Annotated in this window: 24 protein-coding genes; 12 read left to right on the forward strand and 12 right to left on the reverse strand. The window is 70.0% G+C overall.

Features of this window, described 5'->3' with window-relative positions; genetic code table 11:
• On the forward strand, positions 1 to 500 hold a 500-nt coding region (locus tag AB0C30_RS46340; RefSeq protein WP_357956344.1), incomplete at its 5' end, for a serine hydrolase.
• A gap of 592 nt (positions 501 to 1,092) precedes the next feature.
• Here AB0C30_RS46340 and AB0C30_RS46345 read toward each other — a convergent pair.
• Both AB0C30_RS46345 and AB0C30_RS46350 read right to left on the reverse strand, forming a co-directional pair.
• Positions 1,093 to 1,368 carry a hypothetical protein gene (locus AB0C30_RS46345; protein ID WP_357956346.1) on the reverse strand — a complete coding sequence of 92 codons (276 nt, stop codon included), beginning with the start codon at positions 1,366 to 1,368 and terminating at the stop codon, positions 1,093 to 1,095.
• 43 nt (positions 1,369 to 1,411) lie between these two features.
• Positions 1,412 to 3,094, reverse strand: a complete 1,683-nt coding sequence (locus tag AB0C30_RS46350) for a hypothetical protein (protein WP_357956348.1) — start codon at positions 3,092 to 3,094, stop codon at positions 1,412 to 1,414.
• 213 nt (positions 3,095 to 3,307) lie between these two features.
• On the opposite strand from AB0C30_RS46350, the gene AB0C30_RS46355 reads away from it, so the two are divergent.
• Positions 3,308 to 3,871, forward strand: coding sequence for a Rid family hydrolase (locus AB0C30_RS46355; protein ID WP_357956350.1), 564 nt, complete (start codon positions 3,308 to 3,310; stop codon positions 3,869 to 3,871).
• A 65-nt stretch (positions 3,872 to 3,936) separates the two neighbouring features.
• Here the strand turns inward: AB0C30_RS46355 and AB0C30_RS46360 are convergent, their stop codons facing one another.
• From AB0C30_RS46360 to AB0C30_RS46370, 3 genes are read right to left on the reverse strand one after another with little or no spacing between them, the layout of a single operon-like run.
• On the reverse strand, positions 3,937 to 4,470 hold the full coding sequence (locus tag AB0C30_RS46360; RefSeq protein ID WP_357956352.1) for a hypothetical protein: 534 nt from the start codon (positions 4,468 to 4,470) through the stop codon (positions 3,937 to 3,939).
• Positions 4,471 to 4,501: 31 nt separating this feature from the next.
• Positions 4,502 to 5,173 (reverse strand): hypothetical protein, encoded by a 672-nt coding sequence (locus AB0C30_RS46365; protein WP_357956355.1) that lies wholly within the window; start codon positions 5,171 to 5,173, stop codon positions 4,502 to 4,504.
• Positions 5,174 to 5,187: 14 nt separating this feature from the next.
• Positions 5,188 to 5,397: a hypothetical protein gene (locus AB0C30_RS46370; protein ID WP_357956357.1), complete on the reverse strand. Its 210-nt coding sequence runs from the start codon at positions 5,395 to 5,397 to the stop codon at positions 5,188 to 5,190.
• Between the two features lie 87 nt (positions 5,398 to 5,484).
• Between AB0C30_RS46370 and AB0C30_RS46375 the strand changes: the two genes are divergently transcribed.
• Positions 5,485 to 6,282, forward strand: a complete 798-nt coding sequence (locus tag AB0C30_RS46375) for a maleylpyruvate isomerase family mycothiol-dependent enzyme (RefSeq protein ID WP_357956359.1) — start codon at positions 5,485 to 5,487, stop codon at positions 6,280 to 6,282.
• A 541-nt stretch (positions 6,283 to 6,823) separates the two neighbouring features.
• Here the strand turns inward: AB0C30_RS46375 and AB0C30_RS46380 are convergent.
• The 3 genes from AB0C30_RS46380 to AB0C30_RS46390 form a co-directional block, all read right to left on the reverse strand.
• Positions 6,824 to 8,608 carry a tannase/feruloyl esterase family alpha/beta hydrolase gene (locus AB0C30_RS46380; protein ID WP_357956361.1) on the reverse strand — a complete coding sequence of 595 codons (1,785 nt, stop codon included), beginning with the start codon at positions 8,606 to 8,608 and terminating at the stop codon, positions 6,824 to 6,826.
• A gap of 269 nt (positions 8,609 to 8,877) precedes the next feature.
• The gene (locus tag AB0C30_RS46385; RefSeq protein ID WP_357956363.1) at positions 8,878 to 9,837 is read right to left on the reverse strand and encodes a zinc-binding alcohol dehydrogenase family protein; all 960 of its coding nucleotides are present in this window, start codon (positions 9,835 to 9,837) and stop codon (positions 8,878 to 8,880) included.
• Complete coding sequence (locus AB0C30_RS46390) at positions 9,834 to 10,082, reverse strand: hypothetical protein (RefSeq protein ID WP_357956365.1); 249 nt, start codon at positions 10,080 to 10,082, stop codon at positions 9,834 to 9,836. The genes AB0C30_RS46385 and AB0C30_RS46390 overlap by 4 nt, the downstream gene beginning before the upstream one ends.
• Positions 10,083 to 10,163: 81 nt before the next feature.
• Here AB0C30_RS46390 and AB0C30_RS46395 point away from each other — a divergent pair, with 81 nt between their 5' ends.
• On the forward strand, positions 10,164 to 10,811 hold the full coding sequence (locus tag AB0C30_RS46395; RefSeq protein ID WP_357956366.1) for a TetR/AcrR family transcriptional regulator C-terminal domain-containing protein: 648 nt from the start codon (positions 10,164 to 10,166) through the stop codon (positions 10,809 to 10,811).
• A 134-nt stretch (positions 10,812 to 10,945) separates the two neighbouring features.
• The gene (locus AB0C30_RS46400) at positions 10,946 to 11,335 is read left to right on the forward strand and encodes a DUF1877 family protein (protein ID WP_357956368.1); all 390 of its coding nucleotides are present in this window, start codon (positions 10,946 to 10,948) and stop codon (positions 11,333 to 11,335) included.
• A 144-nt stretch (positions 11,336 to 11,479) separates the two neighbouring features.
• Here the strand turns inward: AB0C30_RS46400 and AB0C30_RS46405 are convergent, their stop codons facing one another.
• Positions 11,480 to 12,808: an FAD-dependent oxidoreductase gene (locus tag AB0C30_RS46405; protein WP_357956370.1), complete on the reverse strand. Its 1,329-nt coding sequence runs from the start codon at positions 12,806 to 12,808 to the stop codon at positions 11,480 to 11,482.
• Between the two features lie 70 nt (positions 12,809 to 12,878).
• On the opposite strand from AB0C30_RS46405, the gene AB0C30_RS46410 reads away from it, so the two are divergent.
• The gene (locus AB0C30_RS46410) at positions 12,879 to 13,748 is read left to right on the forward strand and encodes an NmrA/HSCARG family protein (RefSeq protein ID WP_357956372.1); all 870 of its coding nucleotides are present in this window, start codon (positions 12,879 to 12,881) and stop codon (positions 13,746 to 13,748) included.
• Positions 13,749 to 13,757: 9 nt separating this feature from the next.
• On the opposite strand, the gene AB0C30_RS46415 is transcribed toward AB0C30_RS46410, so the two are convergent.
• The 3 genes from AB0C30_RS46415 to AB0C30_RS46425 all read right to left on the reverse strand — a co-directional run bounded on the left by AB0C30_RS46415 (position 13,758) and on the right by AB0C30_RS46425 (position 15,737).
• On the reverse strand, positions 13,758 to 14,330 hold the full coding sequence (locus tag AB0C30_RS46415; RefSeq protein ID WP_357956373.1) for a helix-turn-helix domain-containing protein: 573 nt from the start codon (positions 14,328 to 14,330) through the stop codon (positions 13,758 to 13,760).
• 32 nt (positions 14,331 to 14,362) lie between these two features.
• On the reverse strand, positions 14,363 to 14,575 hold the full coding sequence (locus AB0C30_RS46420; RefSeq protein WP_357956701.1) for a zinc-binding dehydrogenase: 213 nt from the start codon (positions 14,573 to 14,575) through the stop codon (positions 14,363 to 14,365).
• A gap of 226 nt (positions 14,576 to 14,801) precedes the next feature.
• Positions 14,802 to 15,737 (reverse strand): LysR family transcriptional regulator, encoded by a 936-nt coding sequence (locus tag AB0C30_RS46425; RefSeq protein ID WP_357956375.1) that lies wholly within the window; start codon positions 15,735 to 15,737, stop codon positions 14,802 to 14,804.
• Positions 15,738 to 15,847: 110 nt separating this feature from the next.
• Between AB0C30_RS46425 and AB0C30_RS46430 the strand changes: the two genes are divergently transcribed.
• The 6 genes from AB0C30_RS46430 (at position 15,848) to AB0C30_RS46455 (ending at position 20,894) form a co-directional block, all read left to right on the forward strand.
• Positions 15,848 to 16,471, forward strand: coding sequence for a LysE family translocator (locus AB0C30_RS46430; RefSeq protein WP_357956377.1), 624 nt, complete (start codon positions 15,848 to 15,850; stop codon positions 16,469 to 16,471).
• Positions 16,472 to 16,603: 132 nt separating this feature from the next.
• Positions 16,604 to 18,868 (forward strand): GAF domain-containing sensor histidine kinase, encoded by a 2,265-nt coding sequence (locus AB0C30_RS46435; RefSeq protein ID WP_357956378.1) that lies wholly within the window; start codon positions 16,604 to 16,606, stop codon positions 18,866 to 18,868.
• Entirely contained in the window at positions 18,865 to 19,512 is a 648-nt protein-coding gene (locus AB0C30_RS46440; RefSeq protein ID WP_357956380.1) for a response regulator transcription factor, read from the forward strand. Before AB0C30_RS46435 ends, AB0C30_RS46440 begins: the two co-directional genes overlap by 4 nt.
• A 126-nt stretch (positions 19,513 to 19,638) precedes the next feature.
• Positions 19,639 to 20,097, forward strand: a complete 459-nt coding sequence (locus tag AB0C30_RS46445) for a DUF6294 family protein (RefSeq protein WP_357956382.1) — start codon at positions 19,639 to 19,641, stop codon at positions 20,095 to 20,097.
• Positions 20,098 to 20,125: 28 nt separating this feature from the next.
• A complete protein-coding gene (locus AB0C30_RS46450; RefSeq protein ID WP_357956384.1) occupies positions 20,126 to 20,644 on the forward strand; it encodes a hypothetical protein in 519 nt (172 codons plus the stop codon).
• 28 nt (positions 20,645 to 20,672) lie between these two features.
• Positions 20,673 to 20,894, forward strand: a complete 222-nt coding sequence (locus AB0C30_RS46455) for a hypothetical protein (RefSeq protein ID WP_357956386.1) — start codon at positions 20,673 to 20,675, stop codon at positions 20,892 to 20,894.
• Positions 20,895 to 20,976: the final 82 nt, after the last annotated feature.

Consider the following 20,976-nt stretch of genomic DNA (forward strand, 5'->3'; position numbering starts at 1 on the left):
TCGACCGGCGCCTGTTCCGCCCGCTCGGCATGACCCGGACCTACGCGCTCACCAAGCCCCCGGAGGGCATCAAGGGCCCGCACGGGCACGGCTATTACGCTGACTCCACCGGCACCCTGCGCGACATGCACCACGCCAACGCCAGCTGGGGCTTCGGTGCCGGCAATGTCGTCTCGACCACGCGTGACGTCAGCATCTTCCAGCGGGCCTTCGACCAGGGCAGGCTGCTGCCACCGTCGCTGCGGAAGGTCCTCGCCGGTGGCTCTGCCGGTGGCTCAGCCGGCGGCGATGGCAGCGGCAGCGCGCGGCAGGGCGCGGAAACGTGCGAAGAAGATCTGAACATGCAGGGCGGCTCGGGACTCGGCTACACCACACTGATCCTCTACTCGACCGATGGCCGGCGGCAGTTCGAGATCTCCGTCACGCGGAGCACCACCGACGACGCCATCATCCCCGAAATGATCAAAGCCGGCCAAGCCGTCCTGTGCCCGACGGGTTGAGGCTCTCCGCATCGACGACTATCTCACGCCGGGTGCATCTCCCCCCGCCCGGGCATCTCTCCGAAGTTCGACAAAGACAGGATCGCCCAGCCAGGCCAGGCGCGGGGATGAATTCCTGGATACCTGAGCTCCACACCCACTCCTCGTCCGCCCCGCCGCTGTCGATCAGCTCGGGGATCTCACCAAGCTGCCGCAGTCCTTCGGACGGGGCGGATGAGGAGGCGGGAGTACCTGGACGTCGAGATGGCATGGCCGAGCGGCGGGCGGCTGGGCCGCGTCGGAGTTTTGACCGGAACGACGCGCAGCCGGTCGACCGCGGCCGACTGGCGCCAGACTCGGGCTCGACCAGACCACGCCGTTCCCCCAGCAGTACGACAAGTACAAGGCGATCCGGCTCGCGTACGTCTTCTCGGTGTTGAACGCTCGGCCCGCCGCGCTCCCGCCAGGTACGCGCACGCCTCGACATGCAACCCGAAGCTCTCATCGACCACCCCCCACCACACCGACTCATCGGCGCCCCCACCGCCCGCTCAGGGCGGTAGTACCGAGGCAGCACGCCTGACATGCCTGAAGGGAGGAGCGACTGTGGTGATTAGGCGAGGAGGGTTCGGGTGAGGGCTTCCACCCGGGCTGCGGTGTCGCCGGCGAGTGCGGGATCGGCCAGCGCCTCCTCGACTGGAGGCTCGTTGCTCGTGCCGACGGTCGCGTCGATCAGCAGATGGTCCAGGCTCGGAAAGTACATGTGCGCTGTGTGCCGGGACACGTCGGCGGCCGTGATCTCGTCGATGGACGGTGTCGTTCCGCCAGCGTTCAGGCGGACCCCCATGGCTGCCTTGGCGATCTGTAGTCCCTTGGCGTGGGAAAGCATGGGTGACGGCGAGCCGGGTCACCGTCACCCGAGCGTCGGGATGCTACGCGGGCGGCTGGAGGACGGTGACCACCTGGGTGGTGCGCGCTGACTCGATGGTCGAGTTGCCGAACAAGTGGACGGAGTACGTGTGTTCCCCGGCCGTGGCCGGCGTATCGGAGAAGCTGAACGACCCGTCGGCGGCGGAGGTCAACTTCACTAGGTGCTCCGAGGTGACGGTGCCATCCGGGCTGACGACCTTGCGCGAGACGGTGATGATCGCCCGCGGGAAGGTGATGCCGTCGGCGCCGAAGGTGCCGCTGAATTCGAGTCGCTCGCCGACGTTGCCCGTCGCCGGTCCGGTCACGGTGAGCGTCGGCTCGTACAAGGCCACCGTGACGGTCACCGAGGAGCCACTACCCAGGAACCATGAGTTGCCCGGCCAGTACACCTGATATTTGAACGCCCCGGTGGACGGCGGGGCGTCGGTGAATTGGTAGGTCCCGTCCGCCGCCGTGGTGATCTCCTGGAACGGCCTGGAGGTGCCGTCGGGGAGCCAGCGGTACAGTTCGAGCGTCTGTACGCCGGGTGGCAGTCCGCTGCTCAGCGTGAGTCGTCCGCTGAGGGTCGACTGCTTGAGCGCGGTCACCTTGGAGGGAGCCGTCAAGGTCAGCGTGGAGGAGTGGTAGGGCGAGGGCGGCAGCCGCCAGAGGTGCATCCGCCCGGTGCCGGGCTCCTTCAAAACCGCGAAGGTGAGCGTGCCGTAGAACTCGATGCTGCCCGCCACCACCGCCTTCCCCTGCTGGGCGGCTGTGTAGATGACCTCCGCGGTGGTCGCGTCGTACACCACGAGCTCCGCCGCGTCGCCCGCGGAGGAGTTCCAGCCGCCCACCACATAGGCGCCGTTCGGGCTGGCCGCGACAGCGGTGGGGAGGCCGTGCTCGCCGAATCCGCTGCTGTCGTAGGCGCGGCCCTGAGTCATGGCTGTCGTGTCCCAGGCGTCGAACTGGCGGGTATCGTCCAACGTCGACAGCGCCGTCGACCCGTACTCGGCGAGTGCGAGATCCCGCAGGGCCGGCAGCCCGTTCGCGTCTCCGCGGATCTCGCCGCGCGAAGTGGCCGGCGTGGTGCTGATGTCGTACACCTTGACTGTGGCGGGGCTGACTCCCGGCTCCCCGGCCACCAGCGTGTTCCCGGCGACGGCGACGAGCGGAGCCTGGGTCGTGGCCGGCCCGACCCGGACGGGGGTGGGTATCGCCGCCGCCGGAATGAGACCGAGAACGCCTCCCCCGCCCGCTTCGCCGCAACCAAATCCGATCCACAGCCGGCCGTACGACTGCGCCAGGCTCGATGGGCACGGGTACGCGGTGAGGTCGATGCGTTTGGTGATGGCGAGCGTGGTGGTGTCGATCTCGATCACTTCATGCGAATCGCGCAGCGCCGCGTACACCTTCCTGCCGGTCTCCGGCGAGGCCAGGGCGACAGCACCGGACAGGCCGGGGATCGTGTTGATGACCTTGCCGTCGATGGACGCGACCACGATCTGGTCGCCGGTGGCGACGAAGACCTTGCCGCCGCGCGCCACCACGTCTCCGCCCTTCCCGGCGACGCCGAGGTCGGTGACGGTCGCGGCGGCCGAGGCGGTGGGCGCCTGAGTGACGAGCAGGGCCGCCGTCAGGAGCAGGGTCCCGGCCCAGGCGACTAATCGGCGGGACAGAGGAGCACGGGCAGAGGTTGATCGGCGCACAGGCACTCCGTTCTGGAGGAGGAGGGGAGCACCCCGGCATGACTACGGGACCTGCTCCCGCTGACGATCTTCGTAAATCGAACTCATATTCGCATAGTGCGGGATTGCCGTCTAGAGCATCGGTCATGACGTGCCGGCAAGAAATGCGCCACGAGCCTGTTGATCTTGTTGTGACTTGCCTGGTCAATGGCGGGCGGACATGACGCACCCCCGATGCACATCGACAAGTTGGTCGAGCACTGGACGATCCTGGGTGAAGAGCGCGACCTCGTCGTCGGCAAGCGCGGTGCCACGCGCCTCGCCTTCGCGATCTTGCTGAAGTTCTCCATGCAGTACGGCCGTTTCCCGCGCGGACGCTCGGAGCGCCCGACCAGGTCGTCGAAGACGTACCAGGGCCGGTGGCCGATGGAGTCCGCGTGCAGGGCCGTCTGCGCCAGGTGCTCGCCGACCTGGATGAGTGTCTGGTCGGGCAGGGCGACGCCGCATCATAGCCGGGACCGCCGGAGCTGTTCGCGCCATGGATCGCGGCACCCCCGACGACTGCAGCACGGCCGTGGACGCATACCCTATGTGACCGGTATGTGGGGCTTCGACACGACGACCGGCAGGTTCGCCGGCCCGACGAACCAGGATCGGACCCGCCAGGCGCTGATCAACTGCGAGCACGTCCTGCGGACCGGGGGCGCGACCCGGGAGGACGTGGTGGAGGTGCACGTACTGCTCGCGCGTGCGGGGGACTTCGAGGCGTTCGACAAGGAGTACGCGACGATCGAGTGAATCACGCCGGACTCGCGCCAGAGCCTCCGCTCGTCCTCGAAGGGCGAGCGGAGGCTCCTGATCGGTCAGCCAGCGCCCAGGTACTGGACGGCGCCGCTGCCCAGGAACTGGTAACTCCGAATCGGCTTCGAACGCGCAAGGCACGAGCCCCAGACCGGGTTATACGCATAGCACAGGCTCCACTGGGTCTTCACTCGGTAGAGGTTCCAGCCGACGCCATAGTTCGGGTAATTGCTGCAACCCTCGTAGTTGTAGGTCGTGTAGTCGTCGTAGCCGTAGCAGAAGGAGTTGGCGTACCTGACCCATCGTCCGTCGCCGCACCAGTCCACGTCAGTTTTTCCGTACAGGCGCGGCCACGAGAACGTCCCGTAGCCGAACCAGTAATGCCAGCAGCCATTGGCCTTCACGGCGGCTGTTCCGCCGATGCTCTCCTCAGGCTCCGTAGGCTTCATCCCCGACGTCGTGGCGTCTTCCAGCCTCGGCGTGGTCATGGTCAGGTTGTCCATGTCCACGTACTTGTCCAGGCCCTTCTCCTTGATCTCGTCCGCGGTGAGCGCCTGGGCAAAGTAGGTGTCGCCCGCTTCGTCCGTCCAACTCACGACCGGCGGAGTGGGAGTGGGATCAGGTGTGTCATCCGCCAACGCTGCCCCGACCATGGCCGTCCCGGCTAAGAAGAGAGTCATCGCGAACGTGACCACTCGGCGTGCCAGCTTTTTCGTTTGATACATCTTTTGGCGCCTTTCTTTGTAACGGGTTCTCCGCTGATCTGGATATCAATTTCGACTTTTTGACGGTGGCGCCGGAGAGGGGCAGATATGCTCTCGCTCGGGCTACCTGGTGCTTGTACTGTTGATGATGAGACTGTGAGTGGACCGTCAACAGGGTGGTGACCGGCCATTTGCCGGTCATACAGAGGGGACGACCGGCCGCGCGCTCGCCCAGTACGACGGGATCGGGCAGCGCCACGGTCATCCAGATCGGCTCGCGGCGGTCCCGGGTCGCGTTGACAGCCAGGTCGATCTCGGTGAGCGAAAACCGGTGCGTGATCAACTGCTCGGCGTTCAGATCGGCACCCGCCGCCAGCAGGACCCGCGCCGTCTCCACGGCGTCGGCCTGCGCCACTCGTGAACAGGTCAGATACAGCAGCGGTTCCCAGCCGAAGGGCCGCCGTATGCCTGGGGCGATGCGGGGTCGGCCGCGTGTTATCCCTGCCGCGTCGCCGACCGCTGCCATCGTCCACACCGACGCGTCGGCTGTCTGGGGATGGGCGGCCAGCAGCCGCGCTGCAGTCTCGATGCTCATGGATCCGTGGTAGTTCAGGCAGGCCAGCCGCAGGAACTCGGTGGCCGGGCCGGCCGACGGGCCCACCTCGTGTGGTCGGCCATGTCGTCGTCGATGACCTTCGGCCGTCCGCCGTGGTTGCCCTTGGACGCGGCGATGACCTGGCCTTCGAGGGTCTTCTCGCGGATGTAGTTGCGCTCAATCTGCCCGGCGACGGCGAGCACGGCGAAGAACATGGCGCCCATGCCGTTGGGGTCGTAGATTCCGGTGAGCGGGCCGGTGAGGAGTTCGAGCTGGATGCGATCATTGGAAGGTAGTGATAGAGATTCCGGGTGACAACGACGCTCGAGTTCCCCGTTCTGCTGCGACTGATCGACGAACGGTCGACCGCCTTCCGCGCCGCGGTCGCCTCCGCGCCCAGCCTTGACGTACAGGTGCCGACCTGTCCCGAGTGGACGCTGTTCGATCTGGCGCAGCACATCGGCGAGGGGCGCCGCGACTGGGCCGCCACCGTCGCCGCAGGGCCTGCTCCGGCCAAGTCGGCAGCGGATGGCGCTTCCGTTGCGCCTCGGGAGCGCGAGGCGCTGCTGGCCTGGTTGGCGGAGTCCACAGAGCAACTGGTGGACGCACTGCGGAAGGCCGGCCCGGATCGCGGTTGCTGGACGTGGTGGGAGACGTCGCAGTCGCCGCAGACCTCAGGTGCCGTAGCTCGGCACCAGCTCCAGCAGATGGCGGTGCACACCTACGACGCCCAGATCACCGTGGGTGCCCCGCAGCCGCTGCCGGCCGAGGTGGCACTCGACGGTGTCGACGAGTTCCTGTCCACCTGCGTCGCAACAACGAGTGCCTGGCCACACAAGCCCGCTGTCGTCGACTTCCACGCCTCCGAGGGCCGCTCCTGGCGCCTCTCGCTCTCCGCCGACGGCGCACGGACCGCCCGTCTCCCCGGGCCCGGCACCATATCGGCCACCGCTGCCGACCAGGACCCGGACGCGGCCAACGCCTCCGCCTGGGGCACGGCCGACGAGCTGGTCCTCATTCTGCACGACCGTATCCCGATCGACTCGCTGAAGCTCGACGGCGACCGACGTGTCTTCGACCAGCTCAGCGCCTGGGACCCGGATGAGTAGGACGTGACGATGCGCCCCCTCTCGTACGCCCCGAGGCATGCCTCCCGGCAACGGCTACAGCCACGCCGTGGTGGCCTCGGGGCCGCTGGGGGCAGACCGCCACGGCTGCGAAGCGGCTGACCACGGGCGGCGGCCCACAAGCTGATCGGCGCGCCTGGTCGGCACCTGATGCCGTCAGTTCTCCGCGTCGTCCTCACTGGGCGTCGATTTAGCGGGGCGTCCAGAGCACGATGGCGTTGAGGACCAGGCCGAGCGCGCCGAGCTGGTCCGGCCACCACGTCTCGATTACGACAGTAACGGGCCGCGGGCAGCGCGGTAGTTGCTGGTCAGCCTCGTTGGCGTTGGGCGGCGCGGCATCTGTTGTTGGGCGGCTGGGATGCGGGTGGCGTATACCCGGTGCGCTTTGCGCGCGGTCAGTCCGGCGCCCTCGGTCGTGAGGGCGCTGCTTTGCTGTAATGCGGCACGGTGGAGCGCGAACGGGGCGGTGACGCGACCAAGTGGCCCTGGCCGCGGTTGTGGAGTAGGACGCCAAGCCGCCCAGCTAGCTCGGCCGTTGCGCCAGGGTGCAGGACCAGCGGCCGTCGTGCCAGCCGCAGGTCTGCTCGTAGCCGGAGCGGAATGACCCGAGCCAGGGGATGTCGTCCTCGTAGCGCGTGGGCGGCGGTGTCGGTGCGAAGTTCGCCGCGTCGTCAATGCTGCCGCTCCCGTCGTAGCGTGCGACGGTTGGATAGGGGTAGACCGGCCGGGTTCGTACGACGGTGTCGTCCTGGCGCTTCGTGGCGACGAGCCGGTCGGGTGCGACGCCGTTCTCGACCCAGTCGAGGGTGGGGGTGAGCGCGTCGATCGCGTCCGGCCCCTGACCGTCACCGCAGTGGGCGACGCCCGGCAGCATGTACAGGCGGGCGAACCGCTGCGTGGCGTCCGTCCCGCCCATGCGCTCGGTGAGGGCGTGGTAGTAGGCGATCGTCCCGTACGGCGAGATCGCCTGGTCTGCCCAGCCGTGCCAGAGCAGGAGCTTGCCGCCCGCGGCGCGGAAGGCTGTCAGGTCGGGGTCGCTCGCGTCGTAGACGCCGGCCTGCCGGTAGATATCGCGGAACGTCGCCGAGTCGTAGTGCAGGTCGTGCAGTGTCGCCGACGGCCGGGCGGACGGGTAGGCGAGGTACTTCAGTGCGTTCGTCGCGTTGCCCTCGGCCACGGCCGGGGCGCCGGTGGCGGTCGGGGTGACCCAGCGGGCCCAGTTCGCTTCCGAGCCCACGGGCTCGCCCCCCGGGTACATCCGTCGGCCCCGCTCGTCGCGTGGCCCGTCGTACAGCTTGCGTACGGCATCGATCTGCGCGTCGGTGAGGCAGTCCGCGCTGTCGGTTCCTGTCGCGCAGCGCTGGCTCCGCGGATCGAACGCGCAGGCACGCGGGTCGTCGATCTGGCCGTCGGCCAGGCCGTCCCGTGCGTCGCACTCGCGCATGACGGCGGCGTGCAGCGCGGGAAGCTTGGCAGCGGTCATGATGGGCCGGCCCCGCGCGTCGGTGTTGGCCGTGGCGTGCCAGCCCGCGGACCACACGATGAGCGAGGTGAGCAACGACGCCGGGGCGCCGGCGATGATGCCGTCGAAGTCACGCGGGTAGCGCTGCGCCTCGGTCATCCCCTCGTGGCCGCCCTGCGAGCAGCCGTCGAAGTAGGAGTAGCGCGGGCCTTGCCCGTAGTAGAGCGCGATGAGCCGCTTGGCGACGAGCGCGACGACGTGGTCGGACCGGTAGCCGAAGTCGACCCGGAGCTGCGGATCGGCACCGAACGTGCCGTCGAAGCCGGAGACGCCGACGTGCCCCCCGTTGCCGGTGGCTATGACGAAGTCGCCGCGGGTCAGCGGCACGCACCCGTCCGTCGCGTCGGCGTAGATGTCGACGCTCCCGCAGAACGCCCCGCACCCGGTCTGCAGATACCGCTGCCGCCACGTCTCGGTGGGGAGGAGGACATCGAACTGGATCTGCGGCGCCGCGGTTCCCTTGACTTCGCAGGCCGCCCAGCCGACCGGCGAGGTCGTCGCGGTCGCGGACCCGATGACCGCCGGAGCGCCGGGCGTCCCCGACAGGTCCTGCCCGGCGAGGGCCGCGCAGTCGATCCTCGGCAGCACCACGGGAGGGCCGGAGGACGAACCGCGCGCCTCGGCGGGCGCCCCGGCCACGGCCGTACGGGCTGCGGCCTGGCCACCGCCGGCCATCACGAGGACGGCGAGGACGGCGAGCAGAACCGGTAGCGCCCGGACTCCAGCGGTGCGGCCGACGCGGCCCGGCGTCCGACCCCGTACACAAGCGAGCAGTTCTTGCGTCATCGCCATACCTGATCATGACTGAAGGCGGGGATCGGCGCTACCGGGCGGCTGGGGACACGTTCGGGAGCGGCGGGCCTGGTAGGACTTCGGACGGCATTCGCGCAGGTGAGCCCGTCGTCCGAGAACGTGTACGTTTCCGGACAGGCTGCGGCGGGACTCGCATCGTCGCAGGTCAGAGACCCTGCGGCCCGCATGCGCAGCTCGACCCCGGGGACGGCGACGGAACGCCGACCGGTGATCATCGCCGGTGTGTCGTGGGCGCGGGCCGGTCATGGCATCACGACGAGTCGCCTGCCTTTGAGGTCGGTTCGCTGCCAAGCGGCCGCGATGTCGCTCAGCGGGACCTTCTCCACGTCGAAGGTGAGCTCGCCGGACCGCGTCCACGTCACGACCTGCTGGTACGCCTGGTCCATGGTCTGCGGGTCGAGGCCCTTGGCCGCGCCGTAGATCTCCACGCCGGAGGTGCGCAGGCTCGACCCGGCGATGGCGACCTCGCTGCCGACCGACTCGCCGATCTGGACCACCCGGGTCGGCTTGCCGAACGCGAACGACCGCGGCACCAGGGCGCGCAGCAGGATCTCGGTGGGCCTGCCCCACAGGTAGTCCATGACGACGTCGTAGCCGTCTCCCCTGGCGTCGAGGTACGCCTGTGCCAGCGCCTCGTCGGAGACCGCGGTGTTGATCACCGTGTCGGCCCCGATGGCCTGTACCTTGCGCAACTGGTCGTCGTCGCGGCCGGTGGCCACGATCCGGCCGGCGCCCAGCAGCCGGGCCACCTTGACCGCGAGCCGCCCGGCGACCCCGGTGGCGCCCTGCACCAGCACCGTCTCCCCGGTAACGAACCCCGCGGCCGTCTTCATCGCCATCGCGGTGACGGCGGAGGCCATCACCGCGACCACGGCCGGGTCGATGCCGTCGGGGATCGGCAGGTAGGAGCCCTGGGGCACCACGGCCTTCTCAGCGAGCGCGCCGTAGGGCAGGCGGATGTTGCCGAACCCGACGAGCGTGCCGTCCGGGAGGGCGCCGATGCCGTCGAAGGCGGGGATCAACGGAAGCCGGCCGATGTACTTCTCGCTGGCGTAGTGCGTACCGGCCGCGATCGCCTTGTCGACGTTCTCGACGGCGACCGCCTTGACATCGATGATCACCTCACCGTCGCCGGCGACCGGATCGGGGAAGTCCTCATAGCGCGGGATGCCGCCGACCTCGTGGAGCACCGCTGCCTTCATCCCAGCTCCTGCCCGAACAAGCGAGCGATCCGCGTCTGCCACGCCGCCAGGACACGAGGCGGACGGGCCGACGAGTGGTTGAACCCGTGGTGGTGCGAACGGTGGTGGGTGAGCGAGTGCCGCCTCCCATGGCCGTGGCGGGCTTGGCCCTGGTGCCCGGCCGGCCGCTCGGTGTGCGCGGGAATCCCCGGAATGCGATGGGTCGCCCGGTGCAGCAGGTCGCGGAGCGAGTGCTGGTGTCTCATCGTTGCCTCCTCTGGCAGGTGAGTCTCTATCACTGATAGAGAACTCTATCACTGATAGACTCCGGAAGGGAGGTGCCGGAATTGGCTTTGGACAAGCAGCGGATCGTCACCGAGGCCGTCGCGCTACTGGACGCAGAGGGTCTCGACGGCGTGACCACGCGCAAACTGGCCGCCCGGCTCGGCGTACAGTCGCCGACCCTTTACTGGCACATCCCGAACAAGGCGGCGCTGGTCACCGCGATTGCCGAGGCGATCCTTGAGCAGCAGTTCCCCGAGCCGGCGCCGCCCGCGCCGCAGGAGCCCTGGCCGGACTGGCTGATCGGCCTGGCCGAGCGGCTGCGCCGCGCGCTGCTGGCCCACCCGGACGGAGCCCGGATCATCGCGGCCTCCCAGCTGTCCCTCAAGATGGCCGCCATCTCCGAACTGGCAATGAGCACACTGGTCGGGCGGGGCATCCCCCTGCGGCAGGCTCGTCTGATCGTGTTGACGGTGTTGCGCTTCACCGTCGGCTACGTCCTGGAGGAACAGGCCGGCCGCCCCGACGCGGACGCCCTGGACGGCTTCGACATGGCCGCGTACGCCACGGCGTACCCCACCGTGATGGCCGGCGTGACAGAGTACTTCCAGGCCGGCCACAGCGTCGATGATCTGTTCCGCGACTGCCTGGAACAGATCATCCATGGTCCTGCGGCGCGGTCCGGGGCCTCACCGACGAAACCCGGACCCTGAACGAACGGCTTCAAGCCGCCCTCTCCAACGCCCGGTTCGCCGAACTCGAAGCTCAGGCGAAGAGCCTCGAACTGGTGATCGTAAGATCTACGCACATATATGTTCGTCGCCGAAGGCCAGACGAGGGGGCAGCCGTGGGGGTCTGCATCTACATCGACGTCGTCAGGGACGGAAAGAAGCTTGGCAGCTACGACCTCGACAATAGCGCGCACTACCTTCGCGTGGGGCTGGAGGCACTGGGGCTCGACGGCGACGAGATCGTTCACGGGGTAGGGGGTCCGGACGGCGTCGACGCCGAGGGGTCGGAGGAAGGATTCGTGGGCCGACTCGCCCCCGAACAGGTCAGAGCCTTCTGGGAGCGCCTTTCGCCCGTCACTGCCGAGCAGTTCATGACGGCCCTACGGACGAGCGAGAACGTCAACGGCGACGACGAGGAGTACTTCACGCTGTACTTCGCCGACCTCAAGGAGACATACAGCGCGGCCGTTCACGCGGACGCGGGTATGACGATGTCCTGGTACTGACGGTCCGCCCCGATCCCCAACACGTCGATCAAGAAAAAGGGATCTCGGATCAGCGCTCGGCCAGCGAAGCCGCGCCAGAGCCTGGCCGGCGGCGGAGCCTGATCGCGCCCCGGCCCCCTCGCTGGGTCAACGAGCGCCGCGGGATCATCCGAGCAGGCGCGAGCGGCGGATTCGGGCGTCCGGGTCCACAGCGTCGGCGATCGCCGCGGCCCGCTTCCGGACATCGGCCGGTAGCGCGTCCGGCACGCCGGCCGCGCCCTCGACCCACGAGCCCGGCGTCGAGCCGGCGTCGGCGATCGACCAGATGGATCGCGCCCTAGCGAACCCTGCTTCGATCCGTTCGCGGGAGAACAGGTTGAGCGGCGCGACCGCGTGGTAGATGAAGTCGCCCAGCGGGGCCACAACGGCCCCGGTGCGCCTGACCGGCGCGCCCGCCACGTGGCGGATCTCCATCATCACGATCGGGGCGTCGTCTGCCGCGGCTGTCGACAGGAGCGCTTCGGCGATGACAGGGGTCGATGCGTCGAGCCACCGCGCGTCACCGATGGCCGGGGTTGCCGTAGGTGGATCGAGGTGGATTCGAGCAAGTCCCGCCGCGTCGGTGGGGCCCCAGCTGTCGGAGACCGGCTCCGCTGCCGCCCGCATCGCGTCGAGCAGCGGAGTCGCCGCGACGGGCCCGTCAGGATCGGCGATCGCGAGGTGAACTGCGCTCCTCCCGTGCAGCTCCTGCGGGAACGGGGGCAGAGGCGGCACGTGAAGCACCGCGATGCTGGAGGAAACGCCGCTACCGACTGTTGCGATGGTGCTCGACCATGCTGCGAGGAGTTTCGGTAGCGCGTCGGCATGCCACAGCAGTGCTCCGGCGTGCAGGTCCGCCGCTGGGACGAGGTCGAACTCCAGCGTGTGAGCGATCCCGACTCCCCCCGCTCCGCGGAAGGCCCACATCGCCGCTCGATCGACCTCGTCGCCGGCATCGTCGGCAGCGGTACGGGAGCGACCGCCGCCGTCGACATAGTGGACGGCACGAAGCGCTCCACTGGCAAGTCCATCCCGCCGGACAAGCCAGCCGATGCCGCCGCCGAAGGTGTAACCGGACACGGACACACTCGGGGCTGAGCCGGCTAATGCGAGCAAACCGTGCTGTTCGGCAGCGGCGTTCACCGCAGACCAGGTCGCGCCGGCCCCGACCACGGCGACGCGCGACTCGGGGTCGATCGACACGTCGGTGAGCCTCGAGGTGTCGAGGAGGACCACCCCCTTGCCCACCGGCGCGCCGGCTCCGTGGCCGGTCGCCTGCGGCACGATCTCCAGTGGCGTGCCCGACGACCGCGCGAGCGCGGCCACCTCATCGAGCGTGGGCGCGATGTCCTCCGGACGGGAGACGACCGCGACCCGCGCGGGCCGCTGCTTGATGGAGGAGTTGCGGGGCCGGGTGGCGGCGGCGTAACCGTCTGAGTCGGCGTCAACGAGCATGCGCTCATCGTACGGGAATAACGGAGGTTTTCCTCCGCTTTAAGGGTCATCTACTCAGATTGGATGACTCATGGCTCAGCTTCAGCAGCCCATCGCCGTGATCGGCGCGACCGGACAGCAGGGCGGCAGCGTGGTGGATGCTCTGCTCGCGCGGAAGCAGGCGGTTCGCGCCCTGGTTCGCGACGCCGAAGCCGCGGGCGCACACGCTCTCCGAGCCCGCGGCGTGGAGGTCGTCGCCGCCGACCAGGAGGACGGCGAATCGCTCCAGCGGGCACTCACCGAGGTCGCGGCACTGTTCTTGATGACGACGTTCGAGGGAGCGGACGGCACGGAGGGCGAGGCGCGCCGCGGTGTGACCGTCGCGGATGCCGCAGCACGCGCGGGCGTGCCGCACGTCGTGTACTCGTCGGTCGGCGGGGCGGAGCGAGCGACAGGGATCCCGCACTTCGAGAGCAAGCACCGGGTCGAACAGCGGCTTGGCGAGGTCGTACCGACGAAGTTCGTCCGCCCGACGTTCTTCATGGAAAACCTGGCGCCGCAGCTCGCCGACGGCGGGAGTGGGGAGCTGGTGCTTCGCCTGCCGGTCGCGGGTGACGTTCCGCTCCAGATGATCGCTGTTCGCGACATCGGCGCCGCCGCCGCGCGTCTCTTGGTCGCCCCGGATGTCATCGATGGTGACGCGGTCGAACTCGCCGGCGATGAGCTCACCATGGCTCAGGTGGCCGACCGGGTCGCATCCGAGCTCGGCCGGCCGACGCGGTACGAGGGGCTGCCGATCGATGTGCTCCGTGATGACGAGGACATGCGAGCGATGTTCCAGTGGTTCGCCACCGTCCCCGCCTACCAGGCCGACTTCGACCTCACGCGCCACCTCGTCCCCGACGCGCGCGACTTCGCGGCATGGGTATCCGGCCAGGGTCCCGCGCGCGCCGGGAACTGACGCGTCGAACTAACCGCGATCGGGTGCGATGCCGCGCAGGAACACCGCGCGCAACTCGGCGGCCGCCTCGGCCCAGCCGGGCACGTTCGACATCGGCTGCGCGAGCATCGCCCCGAAACGCACCACAGTCCCCGCATTCACATCCGCGCGGACCGAACCGTCCTGATGGCCGCGCTCGAGGATGGCGCCCATGGTCTGCTGCATGCGCGCGCGCAGCTTCGCGGACTCGGTGCCCTCGGTCATGGGCGCTCCGTGGAGCGGAAGCACCAGTTCGTCGCGATGAGCGAAGGTTTGATGGAGGAACCGGCTGATCGAGTCATGACCGGTATCGCCGGACGTCAGCGCGTCCTCGGCCTCGGCCAGGATCAGACGATAGGCGCGGACCGCCATCGCCTCAAGCAGCGCCTCCCGGTTCGGGTAGCGACGGTAGAGCGTCCCGATCCCGACCCCCGCCTCGGCGGCGATCTGCTCCAGCGGAACGAACTTACCCTCGGCCAGCCCCGCACGCACAGCTGCGGCGATCAGCCGCTCGGTGTTCTCCGCCGCATCCTTCCGGAGCTTGCGCGGTCGCGTGGAGGTCATGAACAACACATCCTACGTGAGTGTTCGCCCCCTCACCGGATCTGGATGACGTGCTTGCCGCGGACGCCACCGGCTTCCAGGGCCCGGTGGGCATCGGCGAGCCGGTCGAGAGGGTGGACGGTGTCCACGACGGGGACGATGTCGCCGTGCTCCGCGTAACGGGTGATCTGGGCCAGCAGTTCGGTGCCGGGGTTGCCGCTGAAGACGCGGATGCGTCTGCTGCCGTGGAGGGTCGAGGCGAGGATGGAGGCGAGGCCGGCGAGAGGCCGTCGAAGTCAAGGTTTCGGCGAGCAGTGAGATGGCCTGCACCGGGGTGACAAGCCGTCCGGGCCGGCGCCTGCTGGCCTATCTCTTCCAGGCTTTCCAGGTACAGCGCCCTGGCTCTCTCCCGCCTCCCGCGGCGATGGGCCCTGCGCTCGCGTTAGCTACGGCCGGCGTACCTCGAGGGCCCCGCGGCTACCTCGGCGACGTTTAGAGGGGAGCCTCCCAGGTGGCGGTGATGTCGCGGGCGACATCACGGAGGAGGTCGATGAGCATGTCTGCCAGTGGTGTGAGGCCGGCGTCGGCTTTGGTCACGGCGTAGAGGTGGCGGTAGGGCCTGGGGTGGGCCAGTTCGCGATGGGCGGTGCCGGGCGCATGGGTCAGGGCCAGGCGCGAGACCAGGGCCACGGCGATGCCGGTGCCGACGAGGGCCTGGGCGACGTCGTAGGACTCGGTCTCGAACCGCACGGTGGGAGTGAAGCCGGCCTCGCGGGCGGCGTCGTGGAACTGTTCGCGGGCGGCATGGCCGGCCAGGATGGAAACCCACGATTCGTCGCGCAGTTGTTCCAGGTGAAGTTCGGTGTCCGCGGGCTGCCCGGTGGCCAGTGGATGGTCATCGGGGAGAACCACGACCATCGGGTCCAGCAGCAGCGAGTGGCCCCGTAGGTGTGGGGGCGGCGTGAGCGGTGCGCCCCAGGACGCGACGATGGCCAGGTCCAGGCGCCCCGCGCTGATCTCGTCCGCTCCGCGTCCGGACACCACGTCCACGACCGAGACGTCGGCGTCCGGATGGCGGTGCCGCAGGGCCGTCAGGGCGGGTGGCAGCAGGTGCAGGGCAGCCGCCTGGAACGTGCCGATCCGCAGACGGAGCGACAGGTGGCCGAGCAGTGCGGCCAGTTGCGCCTCGGCCTTGTCCGATGCCTCCTGCACGGTTCGACCGTGGGAGGCCAGCAGCGCACCGGCCGCGGTGAGCGTTGCTCCACGAGGACCACGGATGACCAGGGGCACCTGCCAGTCGCGTTCGGCCTTGGCCACCTGCTGGGTGACCGCCGCGGGCGTGAGTTGGAGCGCGTGAGCCGCCGCCGTCAGGGAGCCGTGCCGCTCGATCAACGCGAGAAGCCGCAGCTGTCCCGGATCCACCAGCATTCACTAATCCTAACGCTGCACCCTTCTCTTTTAACTTCTCTTACGGGTACGGGCGAGGAAGACTCGTGGGACACTCATCGGCCGCAATCCCCGGAAGGGGTTCTTTCTCCATGCCCACGCATGTGCCCGTTTTCATCGCCACCACCTTGCTGCTGGCGATGCTGCCAGGCGCGAGTCAAGCCCTGATGATCCGGCAGGTTCTGGAAGGCGGGCAACGCACGGTCCGAGGCACGCTCGCGGGCAACGCCACCGGCTTCCTGCTGTGGTCCACGGCCGCCGCGGCCGGGCTGTCCGCCGTCCTGCTGGCCAGCCCCACCGCGTACGCGGTGCTCCGGATCGCTGGCGGCATCGTGCTGATGATCCTCGGGGTGAACACCCTACGGACCGCGCTCACCACCGTCCCCACTCCCCCGGCCTACGAGGGCGGGCGCCGCACCGGCTTCACGGGCGGATATCTCACCGGCCTGATCACCAATCTCGGCAACCCCAAGGCGGGCGTGTTCGCCGTCTCGGTGCTGCCCCAGTTCGTGACCGCGAATGGCCCGGTGTTCCTGTCAACCGTCGCCCTGGGAGCCCTGTGGGCGCTCGTCAGCGCCTCCTGGTACACCTTGCTCACCTGGGCCGTCAGCCGAGGGCGCGCCCTGGTGTCGCGGCCGACCGTCCTGCGGGGACTCAGCGTGACCACCGGCGTCGTCCTGCTGGGGCTGGGCGCCGCGGTGGCAGCGGGTTTCTGAGGGCCGGGCCGGCATTTCCTCCAGCGCCCGACGCGACTCGTGACCTACCGGCCGGCGGGCCGCCATCGGCTCAGGACCGTCCTGTCCCGCGGGCCGGTGGTTTCGCGGCCGGTTGTCGGTGAGGATGGGGGTGTGTCCGCGCGGCTGTCCTGGTTGGCTTCGATGCGACGCTCGCGCAGGGTTCCGGCCGCGGTCGCGATCGTCCTGGTGGTGCTGGGCGTCGTCGCGACCGCCGTCTCGCTGGACGCGCCGTCCGACGGCAGCATCGTGCGGCTGGGCTGGTCGACGTGGCGTCTCGACGGCGTCGTGGTGGACGTGCCGGCCGCGCCCTCGGGGCCTGGGCTGCGGACCGGGGACCTGGTGATCGCCGTCGCCGGCAGGCGCCTGGCCGACGGGCTCGGCGCCGTCTCTCGTCCCGGCCTGGGCGCGAGCGTCCCGTACGGCGTGGCCGGCCAGGACGCGGTCGTGGCGGTACGCGTCGATCGGCCCGATCCGTACCCGCTGCTCGTGCAGGGCTGGGGCAATCTCGTGTTCGTCCTGGCGCTGGCGGGACTGGCGGCCGCGCTGTACCTGCGGCGGCCCGAGGCGCCCGCGACGGCCCCGCTGCTCGTGCTCGCGGCCGGGCTGCTGGGCAGCACGCTCACCGTCGCCGTCGGGCTGCCCGCACTCGCGCTGGCCACCGGCGGCCCTCAGCTCTGGCTGTTCCACATCAACGCGATCGTGTCGTACTCCATCGGCTGGGGAGCGTTCCTGGCCTTCGTGCTCGCGTTCACGGCTCGCCAGCCTCTGTCACCCCGTACCCGCAAGACGATCGCCGTCGCCTACGCCGCGCCCCTGGCCGCGATGGCCGCGTGGAGCGGGGTCGCGGCGCTGCTGGCGCCCGACGCACTGCGGTGGCTCGGCCTGCTGCACAGCGGTCAGACGGCGGTGGTGGCGCTGGTACTGGTGGCCGGGACGGTCTGGGGCGCGATCAGCTATCGCGGCAACCCGGATCCGCTGATGCGCGGGCGGACGCGCTGGATGCTGGGCGGCGGCGCGGCCGCGGCCGTACTCGGCATCGCGGGCTGGCACCTGCCGGAACTGATCACCGGAACGCAGCCGCTGCCCTGGGGCGCGCTCGGCCTGACGGGACTGCCGTTCGTGGCCGGGATCGGGGTCGCGCTGCGCCGCCACCGCCTGTTCAACGTCGAGAGGCTGGCCAACCGCTCACTGGTGTACGCCACCATGGTCGCGATCCTCGTCGCCGGGTACGCGACCGTGGTCGCGCTGCTGGTCAGCGTGCTGCGGCTGTCGGGCACCGTGGCCGCCGCGCTCGCCGCGGCCAGTGCGGCGCTCGCGCTGGCGCCGCTGCGCAACGCGGCGCAGAGCACCGTCAACCGGGTGATGTACGGCGACCGCCACGACCCGGAGGGGGCGCTGACCCGCCTCGGGACACGGCTGCAGGCGGTACTGCTGCCCGCCGAGATGCTACCGGCGATCGTGGAGACCGTGGCCCGGTCGTTACGCGTGCCGTACGTGGCGATCGACCTGGTGGACGGCGCGGGCGAGCGCCACCCGGCGGCCCGGCACGGCGTCGCGGCGGGCCAGGTGCACGCCGAGCCGCTGCGCTACCACGGGACGCTCGTCGGGCTCCTGCTGGTCTCGGCGCGCGGCTCGGACGACCCGCTCGATCCCATCGACCTCAGCCTGATCGCCTCGCTGGCGCAGCAGGTGGGAAGCGCGGTGCAGGCGGTACGGCTGCACGACGACCTGACCCGCTCCCGCGCCGAGGTGGTGGCCTCGCGGGAGGACGAACGCCGCCGGCTCCGCCGCGACCTGCACGACGGGCTGGGACCGACGCTGGCCGCGATCGGGCTCAAGGCCGCGCTGGCGGCCCGCGCCGTACCGGGTGACTCGGCGGCGCGTTCCCTGCTCGGCGAGATCTCCGCGGAGGCGAGCGCGTCGCTGAGCGACATCCGGCGCCTGGTCGAGGCGCTGCGCCCGCCCGCGCTGGACGAGCTGGGCATCGTCGGAGCGGTACGCTCCCGAGCGGCGAGCCTGGCGGGAGCGATGCCGATCGAGGTCATCGGCGAGGAAGGCTTGCCGCCGCTGCCCGCCGCGGTCGAGACGGCGGCCTACCGGATCGCCGTCGAGGCGATCACCAACGCGGTCCGGCACAGCGGCGCGACCGGCTGCACCGCCGAGATCGCGCTGGCGGCCGACGGCGTCGAGGTGACGGTACGCGACGACGGCCGCGGGCTCGATCCTGAGCGGGCACCCGGGGTGGGGCTGCGTTCCATGCGCGAGCGGGCCGCCGAGGTCGGCGGGCAATGGTCGATATGCTCCCTGCCCGAGGGCGGCACCTGTGTGCGCGCCTTCCTGCCGGCGGATCTGGGCGAGTCTGGGAGGGCACAATGATCCGGCTGATCCTTGCCGACGACCACCCCGTGTTCGCGTCGGGCCTGCGGGCCCTGCTCGACTCCGAGGAGGACATGACGGTGCTCGCCGTCGCCGCGACCGGCGAGGAAGCGCTGCGCTCGGCGATCGAGCACCGGCCCGACGTCGCGGTGCTCGACGTCAACATGCCCGTCGGCGACGGGCTCACGGTCACCTCCCGGATGCGGGCCGCCGGCCTGCCCACGCGTGCGCTGATCCTGACGATGTACGACGATGACGAGAACGTCCTGGCCGCCCTGCGGGCCGGCGCCCACGGCTACGCGCTCAAGGGCGCCGGCCCCGAGGAGATCACGGCCACGGTCCGCGCGGTCGCCCGCGGCGAGGCGGTCTTCGGCGCCGGCGTGGCGACGCGGCTGCTCGCGCACTTCTCCAAGGCCGTCGTGGCTTCCCCGTTCCCGCAGCTCACCGAGCGGGAACATGAGGTGCTCGGGCTGGTGGCACGGGGCCTGGACAACACGGCGATCGCGCGGCGCCTCGGCGTGAGCGGCAAGACCGTGCGCAACCACGTCTCGAACGTACTGACCAAGTTGCAGTTGGCCGACCGGCCCGCGGCGATCGTACGGGCCCGCGAGGCGGGACTCGGCGGAGCGCCCGAATCCTCATGAAGGCCCCTTTCGCCCGGGAACAACCTCCCGGATCGACTGGGACCCGGGACCCATGACGACGGGACACGGTATCGCCCACCCTGAGGGTGACCGATCGACGAGCCACCTTCAGGAAAGGACGATCCCATGCGCGGGACCCGAAGGACACTGGGCGCCATATCGACCGCTGCGGCCCTGATCGCGGGGCTGACCTTCGCCACCACCGGAACCGCCCACGCGCAGGGCACCACCGCCCTGGCCACCAAGACCTTCTACTTCGGAACGATGCGGGCGGGCGACTGCACGATGTTCTCGGGTGCCCGATGGACCCTGACCTCCACCGGCAAGGCCTCCTTCGACGGCACGGTCACCAGCAGTGATGACGGCGACGCCTGGCTGATGTGGGCGAAGATCAAAGACGAGAACGGCGCCGTGCTCGGCTGGCTGCGACACACCCGCTCCAACCCCACGAACCTGACGAAATTCGTCATGAACATGCCCAGCCACACCGAGCCGTACCGGTGGCAGATCAAGGACACCGAGGCGGAGTTCGACCCCGGCCTGTTCCCGCTCATCAAGCACATGTCGCTGAGCAAGCACTGCTGAGCCCGCACCGCCGGCCCTGACGACGAACATGAGAGCGCGGGCGCTCGGCGGGCTGGGGCTGCTGGCCTCGGCGATGCTCTGCCTCGCCGGGACCCTGACCGCATGCGCCGAAGTGATGTGGGGGGCCGGCGCATGGGCCGGGGTGGCGGCGACCGCGACGGTGTACCGCGACATCGCGCGGCACGCCGGACGGGGGCGGGCCGCCGTCGCACTGGCCCTGCTCGGGGTGGTCGCCTCGGCCTGGATGGTCGAGGCGACGCTGCGGGTCGCCGGCGGGCGGTGGGTCGCGGCGCAGTCCGTCCCGCGGCTCGCCTTGGCCTGTGCCGCCGCCGCCGGCATCGCGCTGCTGGCGTACGGGCTCGCCCGCGCCGGACTGGTCCGGCCGGCGGCTGGAGCGGTCATCGCGTTCGCCGCTCTGCTCGGCCCGCTCACCGGCGATCCGGGAGCCCCCTACCTCCTGGGTGCCGGGCCCCTCGGCGCCGCTCTGCTCGCCGGCGCCATCCGAACACGCGTTTCGGCACGGAGGTCGCGGGACGGCCCGGCCTGATCCATACGATACGAAAGGAAAGATCGTCATGACCAACCCGAACTTCTCATCGTGGCAGAGCCAGAACAACACCAACCAGAACGCGGCCAGGGCGGCCCAGTGGGCGCGCCAATCCGCTCAGGACTCGGCGCGGCTGGCGCGCCGCTCCGGCCGGTCGAGCTTCGTCGGCAACGTGATCGCGCTGCTGATCGTCATCGCCGTCCTCGTCGTCGCCGCGCCGTTCGTGCTGGAGATCATCGGCCGCGTCTAGCACCGACTCGGGAGTCAACGACGAGCGAGCTTTCCCATGGGTCCCTTTTGTTGCCGCAGGTGATCCAAAAGTGAAGGAGGTG

The sequence above is a fragment of the Nonomuraea sp. NPDC048901 genome, assembly GCF_040649695.1.
Taxonomy (GTDB): domain Bacteria; phylum Actinomycetota; class Actinomycetes; order Streptosporangiales; family Streptosporangiaceae; genus Nonomuraea.